General features: G+C 63.9%; 18 protein-coding genes. 9 read left to right on the forward strand and 9 right to left on the reverse strand.

Annotation, left to right across the window (positions count from 1 at the left end; translation table 11 throughout):
• Nucleotides 1–116 precede the first annotated feature (116 nt).
• The 6 genes from KI610_RS02615 (at nucleotide 117) to KI610_RS02640 (ending at nucleotide 5,905) form a co-directional block, all read left to right on the forward strand.
• Nucleotides 117–1,748 (forward strand): ArnT family glycosyltransferase, encoded by a 1,632-nt coding sequence (locus KI610_RS02615; protein ID WP_226497141.1) that lies wholly within the window; start codon nucleotides 117–119, stop codon nucleotides 1,746–1,748.
• Nucleotides 1,745–2,581 carry a phosphatase PAP2 family protein gene (locus KI610_RS02620; protein ID WP_226497142.1) on the forward strand — a complete coding sequence of 279 codons (837 nt, stop codon included), beginning with the start codon at nucleotides 1,745–1,747 and terminating at the stop codon, nucleotides 2,579–2,581. Before KI610_RS02615 ends, KI610_RS02620 begins: the two co-directional genes overlap by 4 nt.
• 113 nt (nucleotides 2,582–2,694) lie before the next feature.
• A complete protein-coding gene (locus KI610_RS02625; RefSeq protein WP_226497143.1) occupies nucleotides 2,695–3,477 on the forward strand; it encodes a tetratricopeptide repeat protein in 783 nt (260 codons plus the stop codon).
• Between the two features lie 226 nt (nucleotides 3,478–3,703).
• On the forward strand, nucleotides 3,704–4,489 hold the full coding sequence (locus KI610_RS02630) for a UDP-2,3-diacylglucosamine diphosphatase (RefSeq protein ID WP_226497144.1): 786 nt from the start codon (nucleotides 3,704–3,706) through the stop codon (nucleotides 4,487–4,489).
• A gap of 1 nt (nucleotide 4,490) precedes the next feature.
• A complete protein-coding gene (locus KI610_RS02635; RefSeq protein WP_226497145.1) occupies nucleotides 4,491–5,672 on the forward strand; it encodes a glycosyltransferase in 1,182 nt (393 codons plus the stop codon).
• An 11-nt stretch (nucleotides 5,673–5,683) separates the two neighbouring features.
• Nucleotides 5,684–5,905: a hypothetical protein gene (locus KI610_RS02640; protein WP_226497146.1), complete on the forward strand. Its 222-nt coding sequence runs from the start codon at nucleotides 5,684–5,686 to the stop codon at nucleotides 5,903–5,905.
• Here the strand turns inward: KI610_RS02640 and KI610_RS02645 are convergent.
• Together KI610_RS02645 and KI610_RS02650 are read right to left on the reverse strand one after the other, a co-directional pair.
• Nucleotides 5,875–6,249, reverse strand: coding sequence for a Crp/Fnr family transcriptional regulator (locus KI610_RS02645; protein ID WP_226497147.1), 375 nt, complete (start codon nucleotides 6,247–6,249; stop codon nucleotides 5,875–5,877). The two genes, KI610_RS02640 and KI610_RS02645, sit on opposite strands and share 31 nt — an antisense overlap.
• 91 nt (nucleotides 6,250–6,340) lie before the next feature.
• Nucleotides 6,341–7,024, reverse strand: a complete 684-nt coding sequence (locus tag KI610_RS02650; RefSeq protein WP_226497148.1) for a hypothetical protein — start codon at nucleotides 7,022–7,024, stop codon at nucleotides 6,341–6,343.
• Nucleotides 7,025–7,131: 107 nt separating this feature from the next.
• Here KI610_RS02650 and KI610_RS02655 point away from each other — a divergent pair, with 107 nt between their 5' ends.
• Complete coding sequence (locus tag KI610_RS02655; protein ID WP_226497149.1) at nucleotides 7,132–7,548, forward strand: diacylglycerol kinase; 417 nt, start codon at nucleotides 7,132–7,134, stop codon at nucleotides 7,546–7,548.
• Entirely contained in the window at nucleotides 7,548–8,678 is a 1,131-nt protein-coding gene (locus KI610_RS02660; RefSeq protein WP_226497150.1) for a glycosyltransferase family 4 protein, read from the forward strand. The genes KI610_RS02655 and KI610_RS02660 overlap by 1 nt, the downstream gene beginning before the upstream one ends.
• Here the strand turns inward: KI610_RS02660 and KI610_RS02665 are convergent.
• The gene (locus KI610_RS02665; protein ID WP_226497151.1) at nucleotides 8,669–9,283 is read right to left on the reverse strand and encodes a hypothetical protein; all 615 of its coding nucleotides are present in this window, start codon (nucleotides 9,281–9,283) and stop codon (nucleotides 8,669–8,671) included. The genes KI610_RS02660 and KI610_RS02665 overlap by 10 nt on opposite strands.
• 156 nt (nucleotides 9,284–9,439) lie before the next feature.
• On the opposite strand from KI610_RS02665, the gene KI610_RS02670 reads away from it, so the two are divergent.
• Nucleotides 9,440–10,003 carry a putative metalloprotease CJM1_0395 family protein gene (locus KI610_RS02670; protein ID WP_226497152.1) on the forward strand — a complete coding sequence of 188 codons (564 nt, stop codon included), beginning with the start codon at nucleotides 9,440–9,442 and terminating at the stop codon, nucleotides 10,001–10,003.
• Between the two features lie 64 nt (nucleotides 10,004–10,067).
• Here the strand turns inward: KI610_RS02670 and gloA are convergent, their stop codons facing one another.
• The 6 genes from gloA to glyQ are packed head-to-tail and all read right to left on the reverse strand — an operon-like array spanning nucleotide 10,068 to nucleotide 15,592.
• Nucleotides 10,068–10,451 carry a lactoylglutathione lyase gene (gene gloA / locus KI610_RS02675; RefSeq protein ID WP_226497153.1) on the reverse strand — a complete coding sequence of 128 codons (384 nt, stop codon included), beginning with the start codon at nucleotides 10,449–10,451 and terminating at the stop codon, nucleotides 10,068–10,070.
• A gap of 9 nt (nucleotides 10,452–10,460) precedes the next feature.
• A complete protein-coding gene (locus KI610_RS02680) occupies nucleotides 10,461–11,180 on the reverse strand; it encodes a M48 family metallopeptidase (protein ID WP_226497154.1) in 720 nt (239 codons plus the stop codon).
• Nucleotides 11,158–11,910 carry a lysophospholipid acyltransferase family protein gene (locus tag KI610_RS02685; RefSeq protein WP_226497155.1) on the reverse strand — a complete coding sequence of 251 codons (753 nt, stop codon included), beginning with the start codon at nucleotides 11,908–11,910 and terminating at the stop codon, nucleotides 11,158–11,160. Before KI610_RS02685 ends, KI610_RS02680 begins: the two co-directional genes overlap by 23 nt.
• Nucleotides 11,907–12,458: a D-glycero-beta-D-manno-heptose 1,7-bisphosphate 7-phosphatase gene (gmhB, locus tag KI610_RS02690; RefSeq protein ID WP_226497156.1), complete on the reverse strand. Its 552-nt coding sequence runs from the start codon at nucleotides 12,456–12,458 to the stop codon at nucleotides 11,907–11,909. Before gmhB ends, KI610_RS02685 begins: the two co-directional genes overlap by 4 nt.
• A 16-nt stretch (nucleotides 12,459–12,474) precedes the next feature.
• A complete protein-coding gene (gene glyS / locus KI610_RS02695; RefSeq protein WP_226497157.1) occupies nucleotides 12,475–14,646 on the reverse strand; it encodes a glycine--tRNA ligase subunit beta in 2,172 nt (723 codons plus the stop codon).
• A 1-nt stretch (nucleotide 14,647) separates the two neighbouring features.
• Nucleotides 14,648–15,592 (reverse strand): glycine--tRNA ligase subunit alpha, encoded by a 945-nt coding sequence (gene glyQ / locus KI610_RS02700; RefSeq protein ID WP_226497158.1) that lies wholly within the window; start codon nucleotides 15,590–15,592, stop codon nucleotides 14,648–14,650.
• Between the last annotated feature and the right edge of the window lie 74 nt (nucleotides 15,593–15,666).

Genomic DNA, 15,666 nt, shown 5'->3' on the forward strand with positions numbered 1-15,666 from the left:
GGGGTTTCCTCTGTTGAGCGGATTTCGATTTTGGCCGAATTTAGGCGTCGACCGTGGCATCGTCAAGCCAAGTTTCAGCCGCACCGGGATGGGGCGCCGCGCTTTATAATGCCGCGATGCAATTTCGATCCCTGCCGCTCTCCATCGAGCGCTTCCTGCTCTCGCCGTTCAGCCTGCTGCTGGCGCTCTTCCTGGCCTTCTTTCTCAATTCGTACAGCCTGCCGCTGACCGATGTCGACGAGGGTGCCTTCTCCGAAGCGACGCGCGAAATGATGGCGCGCGGCAACCTGGTTTCGCCAACGCTCAACGACGCGCCGCGCCACGACAAACCCATTTTGATCTACTGGGCGCAGGCCGCCTCGGTCGCCGTGCTCGGCGTCAGCGAAATCGGCTTCCGTCTGCCCTCCATCGTCTTCGCGCTGCTCTGGGTCTTCGCGCTGTTCCGCTTCTGCGTCCGCCACGGCAACCAGATGACGGCGCAGATTGCCTCGCTGGTCATGGCGCTGACGCTGGTCGTCGGCTTCATCGCCAAGGCGGCGATTGCCGATGCGCTGCTCAATTTGCTCATCGCCCTGGCCATGTTCGGCATCTACGACTATTTCGTCGCCTGCCGGGACGGCAAGCCGGCCGCCCAAACGCGCCGCCTGCTGTTCGGCGTCTATGTCGCGCTCGGCCTCGGTTTTCTCGCCAAGGGACCGGTCGCCGTATTCTTTCCGCTGCTCATCAGCGGGCTGTTTTTCGTCTCGGCCGGCGCCTGGCGCGACTGGCTCAAAGCCGTCTTCTTCTGGCCCGGCTGGCTACTGTTCCTGGCCATCGTCGTGCCGTGGCACGTCGCGGTCTATCTCGACCAGGGCGACGCCTTCTTCCGCGGCTTCTACCTCAAGCACAACATCAACCGTTACGCCGACACCTTCGAAGGCCACGGCGGACGCTGGTGGTACTACTTCGCGGTGCTGCCCTTCATCCTGCTGCCGTTCACCGGCTGGCTCTTCGCCATTGCCGGCAAGCTGGCCGGGGCGCTGCGCCAGAGCGACAGCGATGCCCTGTTCGAACGCTTCCTGATCATCTGGTTCGGCGTCGTCTTCGCCTTCTTCTCGTTCTCCGGCACACAGTTGCCGCATTACCTGCTCTACGGCTGCACGCCGGTCTTCATCCTGCTCGCCCGCCATCGGCTCGATTTCGAACGACGCTGGCTGGCCTTCGTGCCGATGATCCTCTTCGCGCTGCTCCTCGCCGTTTTGCCGGAAGTGCTCGCCTTCGCCGCCGGCAAGGCCAGCCGGCCGTTCGAGAAATTCCTGCTCGACGGCCTGACCATCGCCTTCGCCGACGAGGCGCGCTGGTTGTTGCCGCTGCTGCTTGTTGCCGTCGTCGGCCTCGCCTTCTGGCGTCGCCTGCCGGTCTGGCAGGGGCTGGTTCTCGCCGGCCTGCTGCAGGCAGCGACGCTCGCCCTGGTCATCGCGCCGCGCGCCATCGAAGTGACACAAGGTCCGGTGCGCGAAGCGGCCATGTTCGTCAAACAGAGCGGCGAAACCAATGTCGTTGCCTGGCGCATCATCATGCCGAGCTTCAGCGTCTATCGTCAGGCGGCAACGCCGACGCGGGTGCCCGAACTTGGCCAACTGGTTTTCACGCGTACCGACCGCAAGCATGAAGTCCAGGCCCTGCTCGCGCCGGGGCTAACCCTGCGCGACGTCTATCAACGCAGCTTCGTCACGCTGGCTCGTGTCGAGCGTGAGGACAAGCAATGAAGGATCAGGGCTTGCACGTCCGGAACCCGATTTTCGACGCCTCCATCCTCGGCCTGTGCCTGCTTTTCGCACTGGGCTTGGTCGCCATCGGTCAGACCGGCGACTGGTACGCCGGCTTCATTCCCGCCCAGGCGGCCAGCCAGGTTTTGCCACCGTGGCTCTGGGAAAGCCTGACGACGCTTGGCGATGGCCGCGTCCAGCTGGCGCTGATGCTGCCTTTCTGCCTGCGCTACCCGCGCGTTTTCTGGGCGCTGGTCGTCGGTGCGCTGCTCGCTGGCGCGATGAGCCGCGGCTTCAAGGTCTGGTTCGACCTGCCGCGCCCGGCCGCCGTGCTCGACGCCAGCCAGATCACCATCATTGGTGCCCGCCTGACGGCACACAGCTTTCCATCGGGCCACACCGTCTCGGCCTTTTCCTTCGTCGTCGCCTGGCTCGCCCTGCTCGGCTGGTGGCGCGCTCTGCCCATCGTCGTCATCGCCGCGCTGGCCGCGTTTTCGCGCATCGCCGTCGGCGCCCACTGGCCGGTCGATGTGCTGGCCGGCGGGATGATCGGCCTGGCCGGCGGCTGGCTGGGCCTGCGCCTGACCCGCAGCTTCCGCTGGGGCTTGGGCGTGCGCGCCCACTGGATACTGGTTGGCATCGCCGTCATCGGCGTGGCGACGCTGCCTTTCGATGGTCAGGGTTACCCGGATACGCGTCCGTGGCGCATCGTTGCCTGCCTGTGGGGGCTGGGCGGTTTCGTGCTGTTCTATTTGCTGCCCCTGCTGCGCGGAGGCTGGAAGGTGGCGAGCCGGCCACTGGAAGGGCTTGTCGCGGAAGATCAGGCGGGCTGATTCACGGTTTTCGGAGTGCGATCCCGGGTATCCTCGTGGGGCGGGATTACTATGCTGATTGCAAAAACGGTCAATAATTTGTACTGTCCGTTTTATCTTCCGAATCAGAAATCATGCCCCCGCCCATTCTCAAATACGTCGATATCGCGCGCCTGGTCGGAGCCGGATTAAAGTGTCCGTCGTGCAATGGCACGGACTGCCGGGATTCAAGATGGCATTCGAAGGCGGAAAAGCTGGGCGCGGCGGATTTTCGTCCCTATCGCTGCAACGATTGCTCACATCGCTTTCTGGCCCGCAACAATGCTGCCCTGGAGCGGATACTGATCAACGCTACGGCCGTTGTCATGCTGTGCTTCGGGATTTTTGTAGTTGTCGATTTTTGGCTGGAAAGCGTCGACGAGTCGAAGCGCGCGCCTGTCGGGCTGGCCGCAGCGGCACTCCCGGCCGAAAGCGCGGCCGGCGCGCCGAATCGACTGCTGACCGCTGGCCTGCCTGCCGATGCCAACGATGACCCGGCAATCCGCGCCAGAAAACAGCAGGAAGCGGCCGACAACGGCGATGCCGGTGCGATGCTGCAGATCGGCCGCGACCTGGCGACCGGCAACAATGGCCAGAAGGATCTCGGGCAGGCGGCCAAATGGGTGCAGTTGGCCGCAGCGACGGGTAACCCGGACGCGATGCTTGAGCTCGGGCGGTTTTATCGCGATGGCGTGGGGGTGACGCAGGATTCGGCTCGCGCCTACGTCTGGCTCAGTCAGGCTGCTGCGGCAAAGAATACGGACGCCGTGCTCGAGCGCGAGGCGCTGGTGCGGACGATGGGCGAAGAGCCGCTGAGGGCGGCAAAAGAATTGTCCTTGCCGAGCCAGCCGGTGGCCGCCCTCATCCGCCCGAAATAGCACATTTCGGGAAGTATCGCGGCCGCTGGCCGAGCGAAGAGCGGTGAATGGGCGCGGCCGGCGATTGCCACGGTCAACCGGAAAAAATCCCCAAAAATGAAATGGCCGGGCAGGGCCGGCGATTTTCCGTCGGTTGCGCGCCATCTCTCCGGAAGTCGTCGGCGCTGCAATAAAAGCTTAACGCAGCGGTAACTTTGGGGTCACGGGCCGGCCGTATCGTGCGGCCATGCTCAAGGTCAGAAGCGTTTTTCTCTCCGACATCCACCTTGGCACGCGGGCGTGCCAGGCGGACAGACTCCTCGATTTCCTGCGCGAACATCCGGCCGACCAGACTTTCCTGATTGGCGACATTGTCGATTTCTGGGCGATGAGCCGCAGCATCAACTGGACGCAGGCGCAGAACACCGTCGTTCAGAAGCTGCTGCGTCGGGCGCGGCATGGCGACCGCGTCGTCTTCATTCCGGGCAATCACGACGAAGTCCTGCGCGATTACTGCGGCATCGTTTTCGGCGAGGTCGAGGTGATCGACGAACTGGTGCACGAAACGGCTGACGGCCGTCGTTTCCTGCTCATCCACGGCGACCAGTTCGACCAGGTGACGCGTCACCATCGTTGGGTCGCAGTGCTCGGCGACAAGGCCTACGAACTGCTCGTCCGCATCAACACGCTGCTCTCGTGGGGGCGGCGCAAGCTCGGCATTTCCGGCTACTGGTCGCTGGCCGGCTACGCCAAGCGCAAGGTCAAGACGGCGCTGACCTTCATTTTCGATTTCGAGACATCGGCCATCCACCACGCCAAGGAGCGCGGCCTGGACGGCGTCATCTGCGGCCACATCCACTGGGCGACGATCCGCGAGATCGACGGCCTGACTTACGTGAATTGCGGCGACTGGGTCGATTCCTGCACGGCCATCGTCGAACACTTCGACGGCCGGCTCGAGCTGGTCACCTGGGGCGAACAAAAGCCGGTAGCCATGCTGGCCGCCCCGGTTGCCGAAACTGTAGAGGCCTGAGATGCGTGTTTTGATGGTTTCCGACGTGTATTTCCCTCGCGTCAATGGCGTTTCGACCTCCATCGAGACCTTCCGCCGCACCCTGTCGGCGCATGGTGTCGAGGTCAAGCTGGTCGTTCCGCGCTACGGCAACGAGATTGATGAGCCGGGCATCGTCCGCGTTGCCGGCCGACCGGTGCCAGGCGACCGCGAAGACCGGCTGGTCGGCTGGCGGGCGATGCACCGGGCCGTGCTCGAAGCGGCGCAGGACTGCGACCTGATCCACGTCCAGACGCCGTTCATCGCCCACTACGCCGGCCTGAAAGCCGGGCGCAGGCTGGGCCTGCCGGTGGTGGCGACCTATCACACGCTGTTCGAGGAATACCTGCAGCACTACGCCAAGCCGATCCCGCCAAGCTGGCTGCGTGGTCAGGCGCGGGCCTTGTCACGGCGGCAATGCAACCAGCTCGATGCCGTGATCGTGCCATCGACGGCCATGCGCCAGCGCCTTGAAAGCTATGGCGTCACCTCGCCGATGCACGTCCTGCCCACCGGCATCCCGATGGCGCAATTCGCCGGTGGCAGCGGCATGCGCTTTCGCCGGAAATTCGGCATCGGCGAATCGCGGCCGATGGCCTTGTTCGTCGGCCGCGTGGCGCATGAAAAGAATATCGGCTTCCTCCTCGAAGCCCTCGTCCAGGCTCGCCAGATCCGCCCCGACGCGCTGCTCGTGATTGCCGGCGAAGGCCCGGCCATGGCCGACCTCAAGGTGCAGACCGCGGCCTTGGGCCTGCAGGATGCCGTCCAGTTCATCGGCTACCTCGACCGCCAGCAGGCGCTGCCCGATTGCTACGCGGCGGCCAACGTTTTCGTCTTCGCCTCGCGCACCGAAACCCAGGGCCTCGTGCTGCTCGAAGCGATGGCGGCCGGCGTGCCGGTCATTGCGCTGTCCGAAATGGGGACGACCGATATTCTCGCGCCGGCCCGTGGCGCCTTCTCGCCGCCGAACGATCCGCGCGCCTTCGGCGAAGTGCTCGGCCAGTTCCTCAAGCATCCCGAGGCTTGGCGCCATCTCAACGATGAGGCGCCGATTTACGCGCGGGAATGGACCGATGTGGCGATGGCCGAGCGGCTGGCACGCCTTTACGGCGAACTGAGCAATTGCGAAATTGGCCAGAAATTCCGGTTGACCGTAGCAATCTGATCGCCGGCACCATGAACGACCATTCCGACGCCTGCTGCGTCCGCTGCGCCTACTTCCGGCCGAGCGACGCGCTCACCGGCCTGTGCCACCGCTACCCGCCAGTCTTCGCCGGCGACAGTTCGCCGCGCGAAGCGCATCACTGGCGCCATCCGGTCGTCGGGCCGCACGGCTGGTGCGGCGAACACCGGCTGGCACCCGGTGCTCAGATGTCCTCGAGCGGCGCCACCAGCTGATTGACCTTGCGCAGGCGCTCAGCCATGACGCGCATGACCTGGGTGGCGAAAAACGGCGTTTGCTGAACGAGAAACTGGAAGCGTTTTTCGTCGACTTCGACGAACTCGCAAGCCGTCACGGCGACCACGCTGGCCGAGCGCGGCCCGGGTGAAACGATGCCCATCTCGCCAACGATGCTGCCATGCTCGAGGCTTTCGACGACCCGGTTGTTGACGATGACTTCGGCCGTCCCCGCGGTCAGGACGTACATCATGTGGCCGTCCTCATTTTCTGAAAACAGGGCGGCGCCGGGCGCGACCTTGATGATGGTGGGGTTGTGGGTAAATAGCTCGAAAAAAACCATGGTTATATTTCCGGATGAACGAGACTAGGCCTTTTAGCATAGGCGGACTTCCGCTTCATTGCGGAAATATTACAGATTCGCTGCGCTTGACCTAAAACAAGCTTGGCGAGATCAGGCGCAGGCCGACCGAGAACCAGTGCTGGTCGCTGATGGCGCCGAACTGGCTGCCGTAGGTGGTGTCGATTTGGACATGGCCGGGGACGATCCAGTAACGGACGCCCATCTGGAAAAACGGGTTGCCCTTGTCCTGGCCGTAGCTTTCGCCAATCAGGTAGCTGCGGGCGGTGAGCTGAACTTCGCTGCCGACGCCCCAGGTCAGGCGGTTTTCATGATGCTCGCGTTCGCGGGTGTAGCCGAGGTTGGTGTGGATGACGACACGGTCATCAGCCAGCGAAAAGCTGACCGGCACGTAGAAATACGGGTTGCCGGTGTGGGCGCTGCCCGGCTGCGTGGCGTAACCGGCGGCGAAGCCGATGCCGTAGCCGTTGGTCTCCAGCGGTTTGAGCAGGGTCTTGCCCTGAATGGCCAGGGCACCGCTTTCCTGGTGGCCGTCGGCATAGGCCAGCGCACCGCCGAAAGTCAGCTCGAAATTGCCGCCCGGGTTGCAGGCTGGCAAGGCCCAGAATTCGTGCTGGCTGCCGTGCAGGTGCACCCAAGATTCGACCTGGCAGGCTCCGGCATCGGTCAGCCGCGCATCGTCGGTGATCATCGGGCGGGCGGCGTGGGCTGCCGGCGTGGCGGCGAACAGGACGAGCAGGGCGGAAAGGTGGCGCATGGGCAAATGGTCGAGAGGGTAGAGCCGAATTGTGACACTCCGATGACTCATCCTGTCATCAAAGCTTAGCGCTACCTGATTAACGTGAGCGCTTTCGCGGAGATTTCATGCAGGAACCCTCGTCGAACGAACTCGGCCTCGATCCGGCCAACGAATCGCCCTTCAAGGGCAAGACCGGACTGCGCCGGGTGTGGAATGCCCTGACCTATTCGCTGGCCGGCCTCAAGGCAGCCTACCTGTGCGAAGACGCTTTCCGTCAGGAAGTCATCCTCGCCGCACTGCTCATTCCGGCGGCTTTTCTGCTGCCGGTGCCGTGGATGGGCCGCGGCCTGATGATCGCCAGCGTGCTCCTCGTCCTGGTCGTCGAGTTGCTCAATTCGGCCATCGAAGCCGTGGTCGACCGCGTCAGCCTGGAAAACCATCGCCTCGCCAAGCGCGCCAAGGACATCGGCAGCGCCGCGGTTCTCGTTTCGCTGATCCTCGTCATGTTCGTCTGGGCCTGCGTGCTCATGGAGATCGCCTGATGTCACTGGTCATTGCCTTCGTCACTGAAACCTTTCCGCCCGAGGTCAATGGCGTCGCGATGACCGTCGGCCGCTTGGTCGGCGGCCTGCGCGAGCGTGGTCACCGGGTCAGCGTCATCCGTCCGAAACAGGGCAAGGCCGATGCCGGCAGCGAACATGAAATGGCCTTGCCCGGCTTCCCGTTGCCTGGCTATCCCGGCCTGCGCTTCGGGCTGCCGGCCGGACGGCGGCTGGCCCGGCAATGGCGCCAGCACCGCCCCGATCTGGTCCATGTCGTGACCGAAGGGCCGCTCGGCTGGTCGGCCGTCAGCGTCGCGCGCAAGATGGGCATCCCGGTTACCTCCGGCTTTCATACCAATTTCGACCGCTACAGCGTGCATTACGGCATGGGCTGGATGCGCCCGGCCGTCGCCGCCTACCTGCGCACCCTGCACCGGCGGACGCTGGCGACCATGGTGCCGACAGCTGCGCTGGCTGCCGATCTGGCCGGCGAGGGGCTGACCGGCGTGCGCGTAGTCGGCCGCGGCGTCGATACGCAGCTTTACGATCCGGCCCGGCGCAGCCACGCCTTGCGCCAGAGTTGGGGCGTCGAAGGTGACGGGCCGGCCTGCCTTTACGTCGGCCGGGTGGCGGCCGAGAAGAATCTGGCCCTGGTCAAAAAGACCTTCGCCGCCATCCAGGTCTGGCATCCCAAGGCCAAGATGGTCTGGGTCGGCGACGGCCCGTCGGCCAAACAACTGGCCGCCGACCACCCCGATCACCATTTCGCCGGCATGCGCATCGGCGAAGACCTCGCCGCGCATTACGCCAGCGCCGACCTCTTTCTCTTTCCCAGCCTGACCGAAACCTACGGCAACGTCGTCGCCGAGGCGATGGCCAGCGGCCTGCCGGTCATCGCCTACCGCAGCGCTGCTGCCGCCGAATTGATCGCCCAGCAGCAAAACGGCATGGTCGCCTCGCCCGGCGACGAACGTGGCTACGTCGATGGCGCGCTGTGGATGCTCGAGGAAAATGAGCGTCTCGGCGAAATGGCCGAAGCGGCCCGGCAGACGATGCTGCCGCGCAGTTGGGCCGGCGTCGTCGAAACCTTCGAAAGCGTCGCTCGCGAGGCGATGGCGACTCAGCCCTGAAGCATGTGCAGTTCAACCACGGCCGGATCATCGCCGTGGTCGATCAGGATGCGTTTGACGCGATCCTGCCAGAGCTCGCCGAACAGCCGTTTTTCCGCCGGAGTGGCGGAGCCATGGACGACGGCGGGTAACAGCTCGCCGAGACGCGGGTCAGCCGATATCAAATTTGGCCGAAAATTCCCGTTGACCGTAGCATTCGTGTCGAGCCGGGTAAACGTCATGCCGACGCTGCCGGCAACGCCGAATTTGAGCAATCCGCGCCGGACATGCAACCCACCCAAGCCCTTGAAACCGCCATCGCCGGCCGCGCCGGTGAGCAGCGTGGCGACGCTGGCGATGACCCCGGCGACGCCCGTATCAACGCTTTCTTGCAGGCTTACGGCTATGTTGCCGCGAACCGGAATCTCGTCGCCATAAAGCGCCCGCAAGGCACGAACGCTGGTCAGCCAGGCGCCGGCCACCGTCGGGCAGGAATGCCCGGCCAGTTTGACGCCATCGGCAAAACTGTATTCGATCAGCCCGCCCTCCGCCGCGCCGAGCAGTTCGGCCAGCGGGTCGCGCAGCGTGATGGTGGGAATGCGGGAAAAGAATTCGGGAAAGGCCATGGTGATCTCCTTGAGCCGGCAGTATGCGCAGCCAAGGGGAGCGTGGCCTTGATGTCGATTATTTTTGGCCGGGCTACGTTGCCGCTTGCGGTGCTGTGCCGGGCTGCTAGGATGAACAAACTATCGCCTATTTTTGATTGATTGGAGTGTTCCGGGATGAATGTGTCGGGCCTGTCGTCCATCGCAAGCCTCTATGCTTCGGCGCTGAGCCGCGGCCAGCGTGCTACCGATGCGTCGGGTGTGGCGAAGGCCGGGAGCGAAGGCGGCCAGCAGGGTTTGACGCCGGAGGAACTCAAGCAGGTCGCAGAACTCAAGTCGCGTGATCGTGAAGTCCGGCAGCATGAGCAGGCGCATATGGCTGCGGGGGGCGGCCTGGTTACCTCCGGTGCGAGTTATAGCTACCAAAAAGGCCCGGATGGTGTGAACTATGCGATCGGTGGCGAGGTTGGCATATCGACTTCGCCTGGGCGAACGCCGGAAGAAACCATTCAGCGGGCCCGCCAGATCAAGGCGGCAGCGTTGGCGCCCGCCGATCCGTCGGGGCAGGACCGGGCGGTAGCGGCCCAGGCAGCGCAAATGGAGCAGGGTGCCCGGCTGGAGCAGGCGCAGGCTGCAAACGCGGCGCGCCAGGAAACATCAGGCAGCCGTTCGGAGGCATTGGCCCGGACGTACGGCATGACTGAAAGCGGCAATGCGGCCGGTTTCAGCGCCTACGCCTGAAAAAACGAATTGGCTGTTTTTCAAGGGGTGACTGCGGCAATGGCCGCTCACCGGGCGCGTCAGGTCAGGCGCGCTGGATCAGCTCGATCTTGTAGCCATCCGGATCTTCGACGAAGGCGATGATCGTCGAGCCATGCTTCATCGGCCCGGCCTCGCGCACGACCTTGCCGCCGCGTGCCTTGATTGCCGCGCAGGCCGCCGCTGCATCGGGCACGGCCAATGCGACGTGGCCGTAGCCGGTGCCGAGCTCATAGCTTGGCGTGTCCCAGTTGTGGGTCAGTTCGAGGACGGCTTCGCTCGCTTCGTCGCCGTAGCCGACAAAGGCCAGCGTGAAGCGGCCTTCCGGGTAGTCGGTGCGGCGCAGGAGCTGCATGCCGAGGATTTCGGTGTAGAAGGCGATCGATTTGTCGAGATCGCCGACGCGGATCATGGTGTGCAGAATGCGCATGCGTTTTCCTTAAAAGTGGGGGATTTGCCGGGCCAGCTGGCGCAGTTCAAGCCGGCGCGCCTTCCAGTCCGGGCAAAGTTGCTCAACCACAGACCAGAAGCGCGGGCTGTGGTTCATTTCCTTGAGGTGCGCCAGTTCGTGGCAGACGACGTAATCGACGATGGCCAGCGGCATGAGGACGAGGCGCCAGTTCAGCGCGATGCCGCCGCGGTGGCTGCAACTGCCCCAGCGCGTGCGGGCCGACGACAGGCGCAGCGGTGGCGGGGCGACGCCGAGGCGTGGGGCGTGGATGGTCAGGCGCTCGGCGAAGACGGTGCGGGCTTTCTCGCGCAGGGCTTTTTCGAGCAAGTCGCCGGCCGTGTGAGTGGCGTCGGGGCGCAGGTAAAGCGTACCGGGGCCGAACTGCCAGCGGCTACGGCCGACATCGGTGAAGGCGACGGTCAGCGGCTCACCGAGCGTGGAAATCACGGTGCCGTCGGTGATCTCCTGCTTGCCTTGGGCCGGGCGATCGCGCCAGGCGGCCAGTTTGTCGAGCACCCACTGGCCGTGCTCGTGGATCAGGTTTTCGATATCGCCGATGCGCGCCCGGGTCGGGGCGCCGACGCGCAGGCCACGGTGGTCGATGGCCAGGCCGATGGTCCGGCGCTGGCTGCGCCGCAGCTGGTAGGCGACAGCCTGGCCGGCAATGACGATGCTGCGCGCCGGTTCAGGTGGCGTTGTGCGAGGCATCCGCGTAGCGGTGCGGCGAGATGCGGTGCATCTCGTCTTCGATCCAGGCTTCGGCCCGCTGATTGACTTCGGCCTCGGTCATGCCGGTGGCGTCGAAAGCCGGGCCGATGCTCATCGTGACGGTGCCCGGCGTTTTCAGGAAAGCCTGACGCGGCCACAGTTCGCCGGCGTCGTGGGCGACCGGCACGACCTTGCAGCCGACACGGGTGGCAAGGTAGGCACCGCCCGGCTTGTAGCGTTTTTTCTGGCCCGGCGCGACGCGCGTGCCTTCCGGGAAGAGGATGACGTAGAAGCCCTGCTTGAGGCGTTCGCGGCCCTGAACGACGACCTGGTCGAGTGCATCCTTGCCGGCAGCGCGGTCGATTGAAATCATCTTCATGGCGCCCAGCCCCCAGCCAACCAGCGGCACCCGGAGCAATTCCTTCTTGAGAACGAAGACGCAGTAGGCGCCGGTCGGGACGAGATCCTGGATGGTCATCGTTTCCCAGGCCGACTGGTGTTTGGAAAGAATGACGCAAGGCTCCTTCGGCATGTTTTCCAGGCCGATGACCTTGGGCCGAATGCCGAGGATGTTCTCGACGCCGAACTGGATGCCGAGGCGCCACAGCTTGCCGAAGCGATAGCCCCACAGCCCGCGCAAGGCGAGGGCGGCGATGATAACGAGCGGCGCCGTGAGGATCGACCAGACGAGGGCGTAGGCCATGAACAGCGTTGAGCGCACCGCCCTCATGGCGTGGTTTCCTTGAGGATGGCGTCGACCGCAGCCGACAGGTCCTTGTATTCCAGCGTGCCTTCCGGCAATTCGTTGTCGGCCTTGGTTTTCTCGCCCTTGCCGGTCATCACCAGCATCGGCTGGCAGCCGGCGGCAGCGCAAGCCTGCAAATCGCGCAGCGAATCGCCGATGGCCGGGACGCCATTGAGATCGATATTGAGCGTTTCGGAAATACGCTTGAACATGCCGGGCTTTGGCTTGCGGCAGTCGCATTTTGAATCGGCCGCATGCGGGCAATAGAAAATGGCGTCAATCCGCCCGCCTAGCGCGACGACGGCCTTGTGCATCTTGGTGTGGATCTGGTTGAGCGTTTCCATGTCGAACAAGCCGCGCCCGACGCCCGACTGGTTGGTCGCCACGACCACCTTGTAGCCGCACTGGGTGAGGCGGGCAATCGCTTCCAGACTGCCCGGGATCGGCTTCCATTCGGCCGGCGTCTTGATGAACTGGGCGGAATCGAAGTTGATAACCCCGTCGCGGTCGAGGATGACGAGTTTGGTCGGCATGGCGTTCTCCCGGCTCTCAGGCAGACAGCTTGGAAATGTCGGCGACCTTGTTCATCGCCACGTGCAGCTTGGCGAGCAGGCCGAGACGGTTGGCGCGCAGGGCCGGATCGTCGGCGTTGACCATGACGCCGTCGAAGAAGGCATCGACCGGGGCGCGCAGCGCGGCCAGCGCCTGCAGCGATTCGGCGTAGTCGCCGGTGACGAAGGCGGCATCGGCCTGCGGCACGACATCGACGAGGGCATCGTGCAGGGCGATTTCCGGCGCTTCCTTGAGCAGGGCGTTGTCGACCGTCGGTTCGACAGTACCTTCTGCTTTCTTGAGGATATTGCCGACGCGCTTGTTGGCAGCCGCGAGTGCAGCCGCTTCCGGTAGCGCAGAGAAGGCACGCACGGCAGCCAGACGCTTGGGAATATCGCCCAGCCGTTGTGGCCGCTGCGACACCACAGCATCGACTTCCTGCGCCGAGTAACCCTGCTCGCGCAGGCTACCGGCAAGGCGGTCATAGATGAAGTCTGCTAGTTGGGCTGGGTTGCTCTTGAATCCATCGATATTCATGAACGCAAACTCGGCCTGGTACAGCAGATGGTCCAATCCAATAGGAAGATTGTTCTCGGACAACATCCGAATTACCCCCAACGCATGGCGGCGTAGCGCGAACGGGTCGCGGTCGCCGGTCGGGATCTGCCCGATGCCGAACATGCCGACCAGCGTTTCCAGCTTATCCGCTAGTGCAGCGATGGTACCAACCACACCGCGCGGCAAGCTGTCGCCGGCAAAACGGGGCTTGTAGTGGTCTTCGATAGCATCGGCGATCTCGGCGCTGAGGCCGTCATGCAGCGCGTAGTAGCGGCCCATGATGCCCTGCAGCTCCGGGAATTCGCCGACCATGTCGGTCAGGAGGTCGGCCTTTGCTAGCAACGAGGCGGTTCGGGAGGCTTTCCACGTCTTGCTGAGTTCCGGATGGTTCTCTTCGATTTGCGGGCCTTGAGGCAACAAATCGTAATGTTTCTCTGCACGTGCTAGCAACGAGGTGATGGCATCGACAATTGTTGTGACCCGGTTGACGCGGTCGCCCTGTGTGCCCAGCTTGTTGTGATAGACGACCTTGGACAGCCCGATGACGCGGCTTTCCAGCGACTTCTTGCGATCCTGATCGAAGAAGAACTTGGCATCCGCTAACCGTGGACGCACGACGCGCTCGTTGCCGCCGATCACGGCCGAAGCGTCTTCCGGGCTGATGTTGCTGACGACGAGGAACTTGTTGGTCAGCTTGCCGGCCGCGTCGAGCAGCGGGAAGTATTTCTGGTTGGCCTTCATGGTCAGAATCAGGCATTCCTGCGGCACGGCGAGGAATTCTTCTTCGAACTGGCCGATCAGCACGTTCGGGCGTTCGACCAGTGCGGTGACTTCATCGAGCAGGGCATCGTCGTCAATCGGCTTGCCACCGGCCTTGGCCGCTGCAGCTTCAAGCTGGCGGGCGATTTCGGCGCGACGTTCGGCGAAGGAGGCGATGACGGCACCGTCGGTCGCCAGTTTCGTGGCGTATTCGTCGGCATGGGCGAAGACGACCGGATCGACGACGGCTTCAAAACGGTGACCATGAGTTTCACGACCCGAGTTGAGGCCGAGAATGGCCAGCGGCACGATATCGCTGCCGTGCAATGCCACGAGGCCATGCGCCGGGCGGACGAAATTGACGCTGCTCCAGCCGTCCTGCAACTGATAGGTCATGACCTTGGGGATGGGCAGCGCGGCGAGGGCGGCTTCGAGGGCCTTTTGCAGACCTTCGGACAGCGTCGCGCCCTTGGCCAGGCTTTCATAGAACAGGACGTCAGCCTTGCCGTCATTCTCGCGGCGCAGGTTGGGCACGCAGGAAGCGTCGGCGCCGAGGGCGGCGAGTTTCTTGAGCAGGGCCGGGGTGGCGTTGCCGGCGGCGTCGAGGCCAACGGCAACCGGCATGAGTTTCTGGACCACTGGCTTGTCGGCGGCAACGGCAGCGACCTCGGTGACGTGGGCAGCCAGGCGGCGCGGCGAGGCGTAGGCGGTGACGGCTGCGGTCGACGCGGCCAAACCAGTAGTTTTCAACGAGGTTGCCAGCGTGGCAGCAAACACTTCGCCCAGCTTCTTGAGTGCCTTGGGCGGCAGTTCTTCAACAAACAGTTCAACGAGCAGGTTTTTCGACGACATATCAGGCAGCTTTCTTTGCGTTCTGTTCTTCCAGCTTGGCCAGCACTTCGGCGGCCCATTCCTTCGGCGCCATCGGGAAGCCAAGGCGGGCGCGGGAATCGAGGTAGGCTTGCGCCACGGCGCGGGCGAGGTTGCGGATGCGGCCGATGTAGGCTGCGCGTTCGGTGACCGAGATGGCGCCGCGGGCGTCAAGCAGGTTGAAGGTGTGGGCGGCCTTGAGCACCTGCTCGTAGGCGGGCAGGGCGAGCTGGTTGCCCATCAGGTGCACCGCGGTTTCTTCATGCTTGCCGAAGGCGTGGAAGAGGAATTCGACGTTGCTGTGCTCGAAGTTGTAGGCCGACTGCTCGACTTCGTTCTGGTGATAGACGTCGCCGTAGGTCAGGCCTTCCGTCCAGGTCAGGTCGAAGACGTTTTCGACGCCTTGCAGGTACATGGCGAGGCGTTCGATGCCGTAGGTGATTTCGCCGGTGATCGGCTTGCAGTCGATGCCGCCGACCTGCTGGAAGTAGGTGAATTGGGTCACTTCCATGCCGTTCATCCAGACTTCCCAACCGAGACCCCAGGCGCCGAGTGTCGGGTTTTCCCAGTCATCCTCGACGAAACGCACGTCGTTCTTCTTGAGGTCGAAACCGAGGGCTTCGAGCGAGCCGAGGTAGAGTTCAAGGATGTTGTCCGGGGCCGGCTTGAGGACGACCTGGAACTGGTAGTAATGCTGCATCCGGTTCGGGTTCTCGCCGTAACGACCATCTTTGGGACGGCGCGACGGCTGCACGTAGGCGGCTTTCCATGGCTCGGGGCCGATGGCGCGCAGGAAGGTGGCGGTGTGGCTGGTGCCGGCGCCGACTTCCATGTCGTAGGGCTGGAGCAGGGCGCAGCCCTTGTCGCTCCAATATTGCTGCAGGCGCAGGATGATTTCCTGAAACGTCGGTTTTTTGGTGGTGCTCATCGGATGCAATCGGTGATGTTCTGAGACGCACGATTTTACTTGCTTTTGCCATGGATGGCGCGGAACGAAGCCGG

The sequence above is a fragment of the Ferribacterium limneticum genome (genome assembly GCF_020510565.1).
GTDB lineage: Bacteria > Pseudomonadota > Gammaproteobacteria > Burkholderiales > Rhodocyclaceae > Azonexus > Azonexus limneticus_B.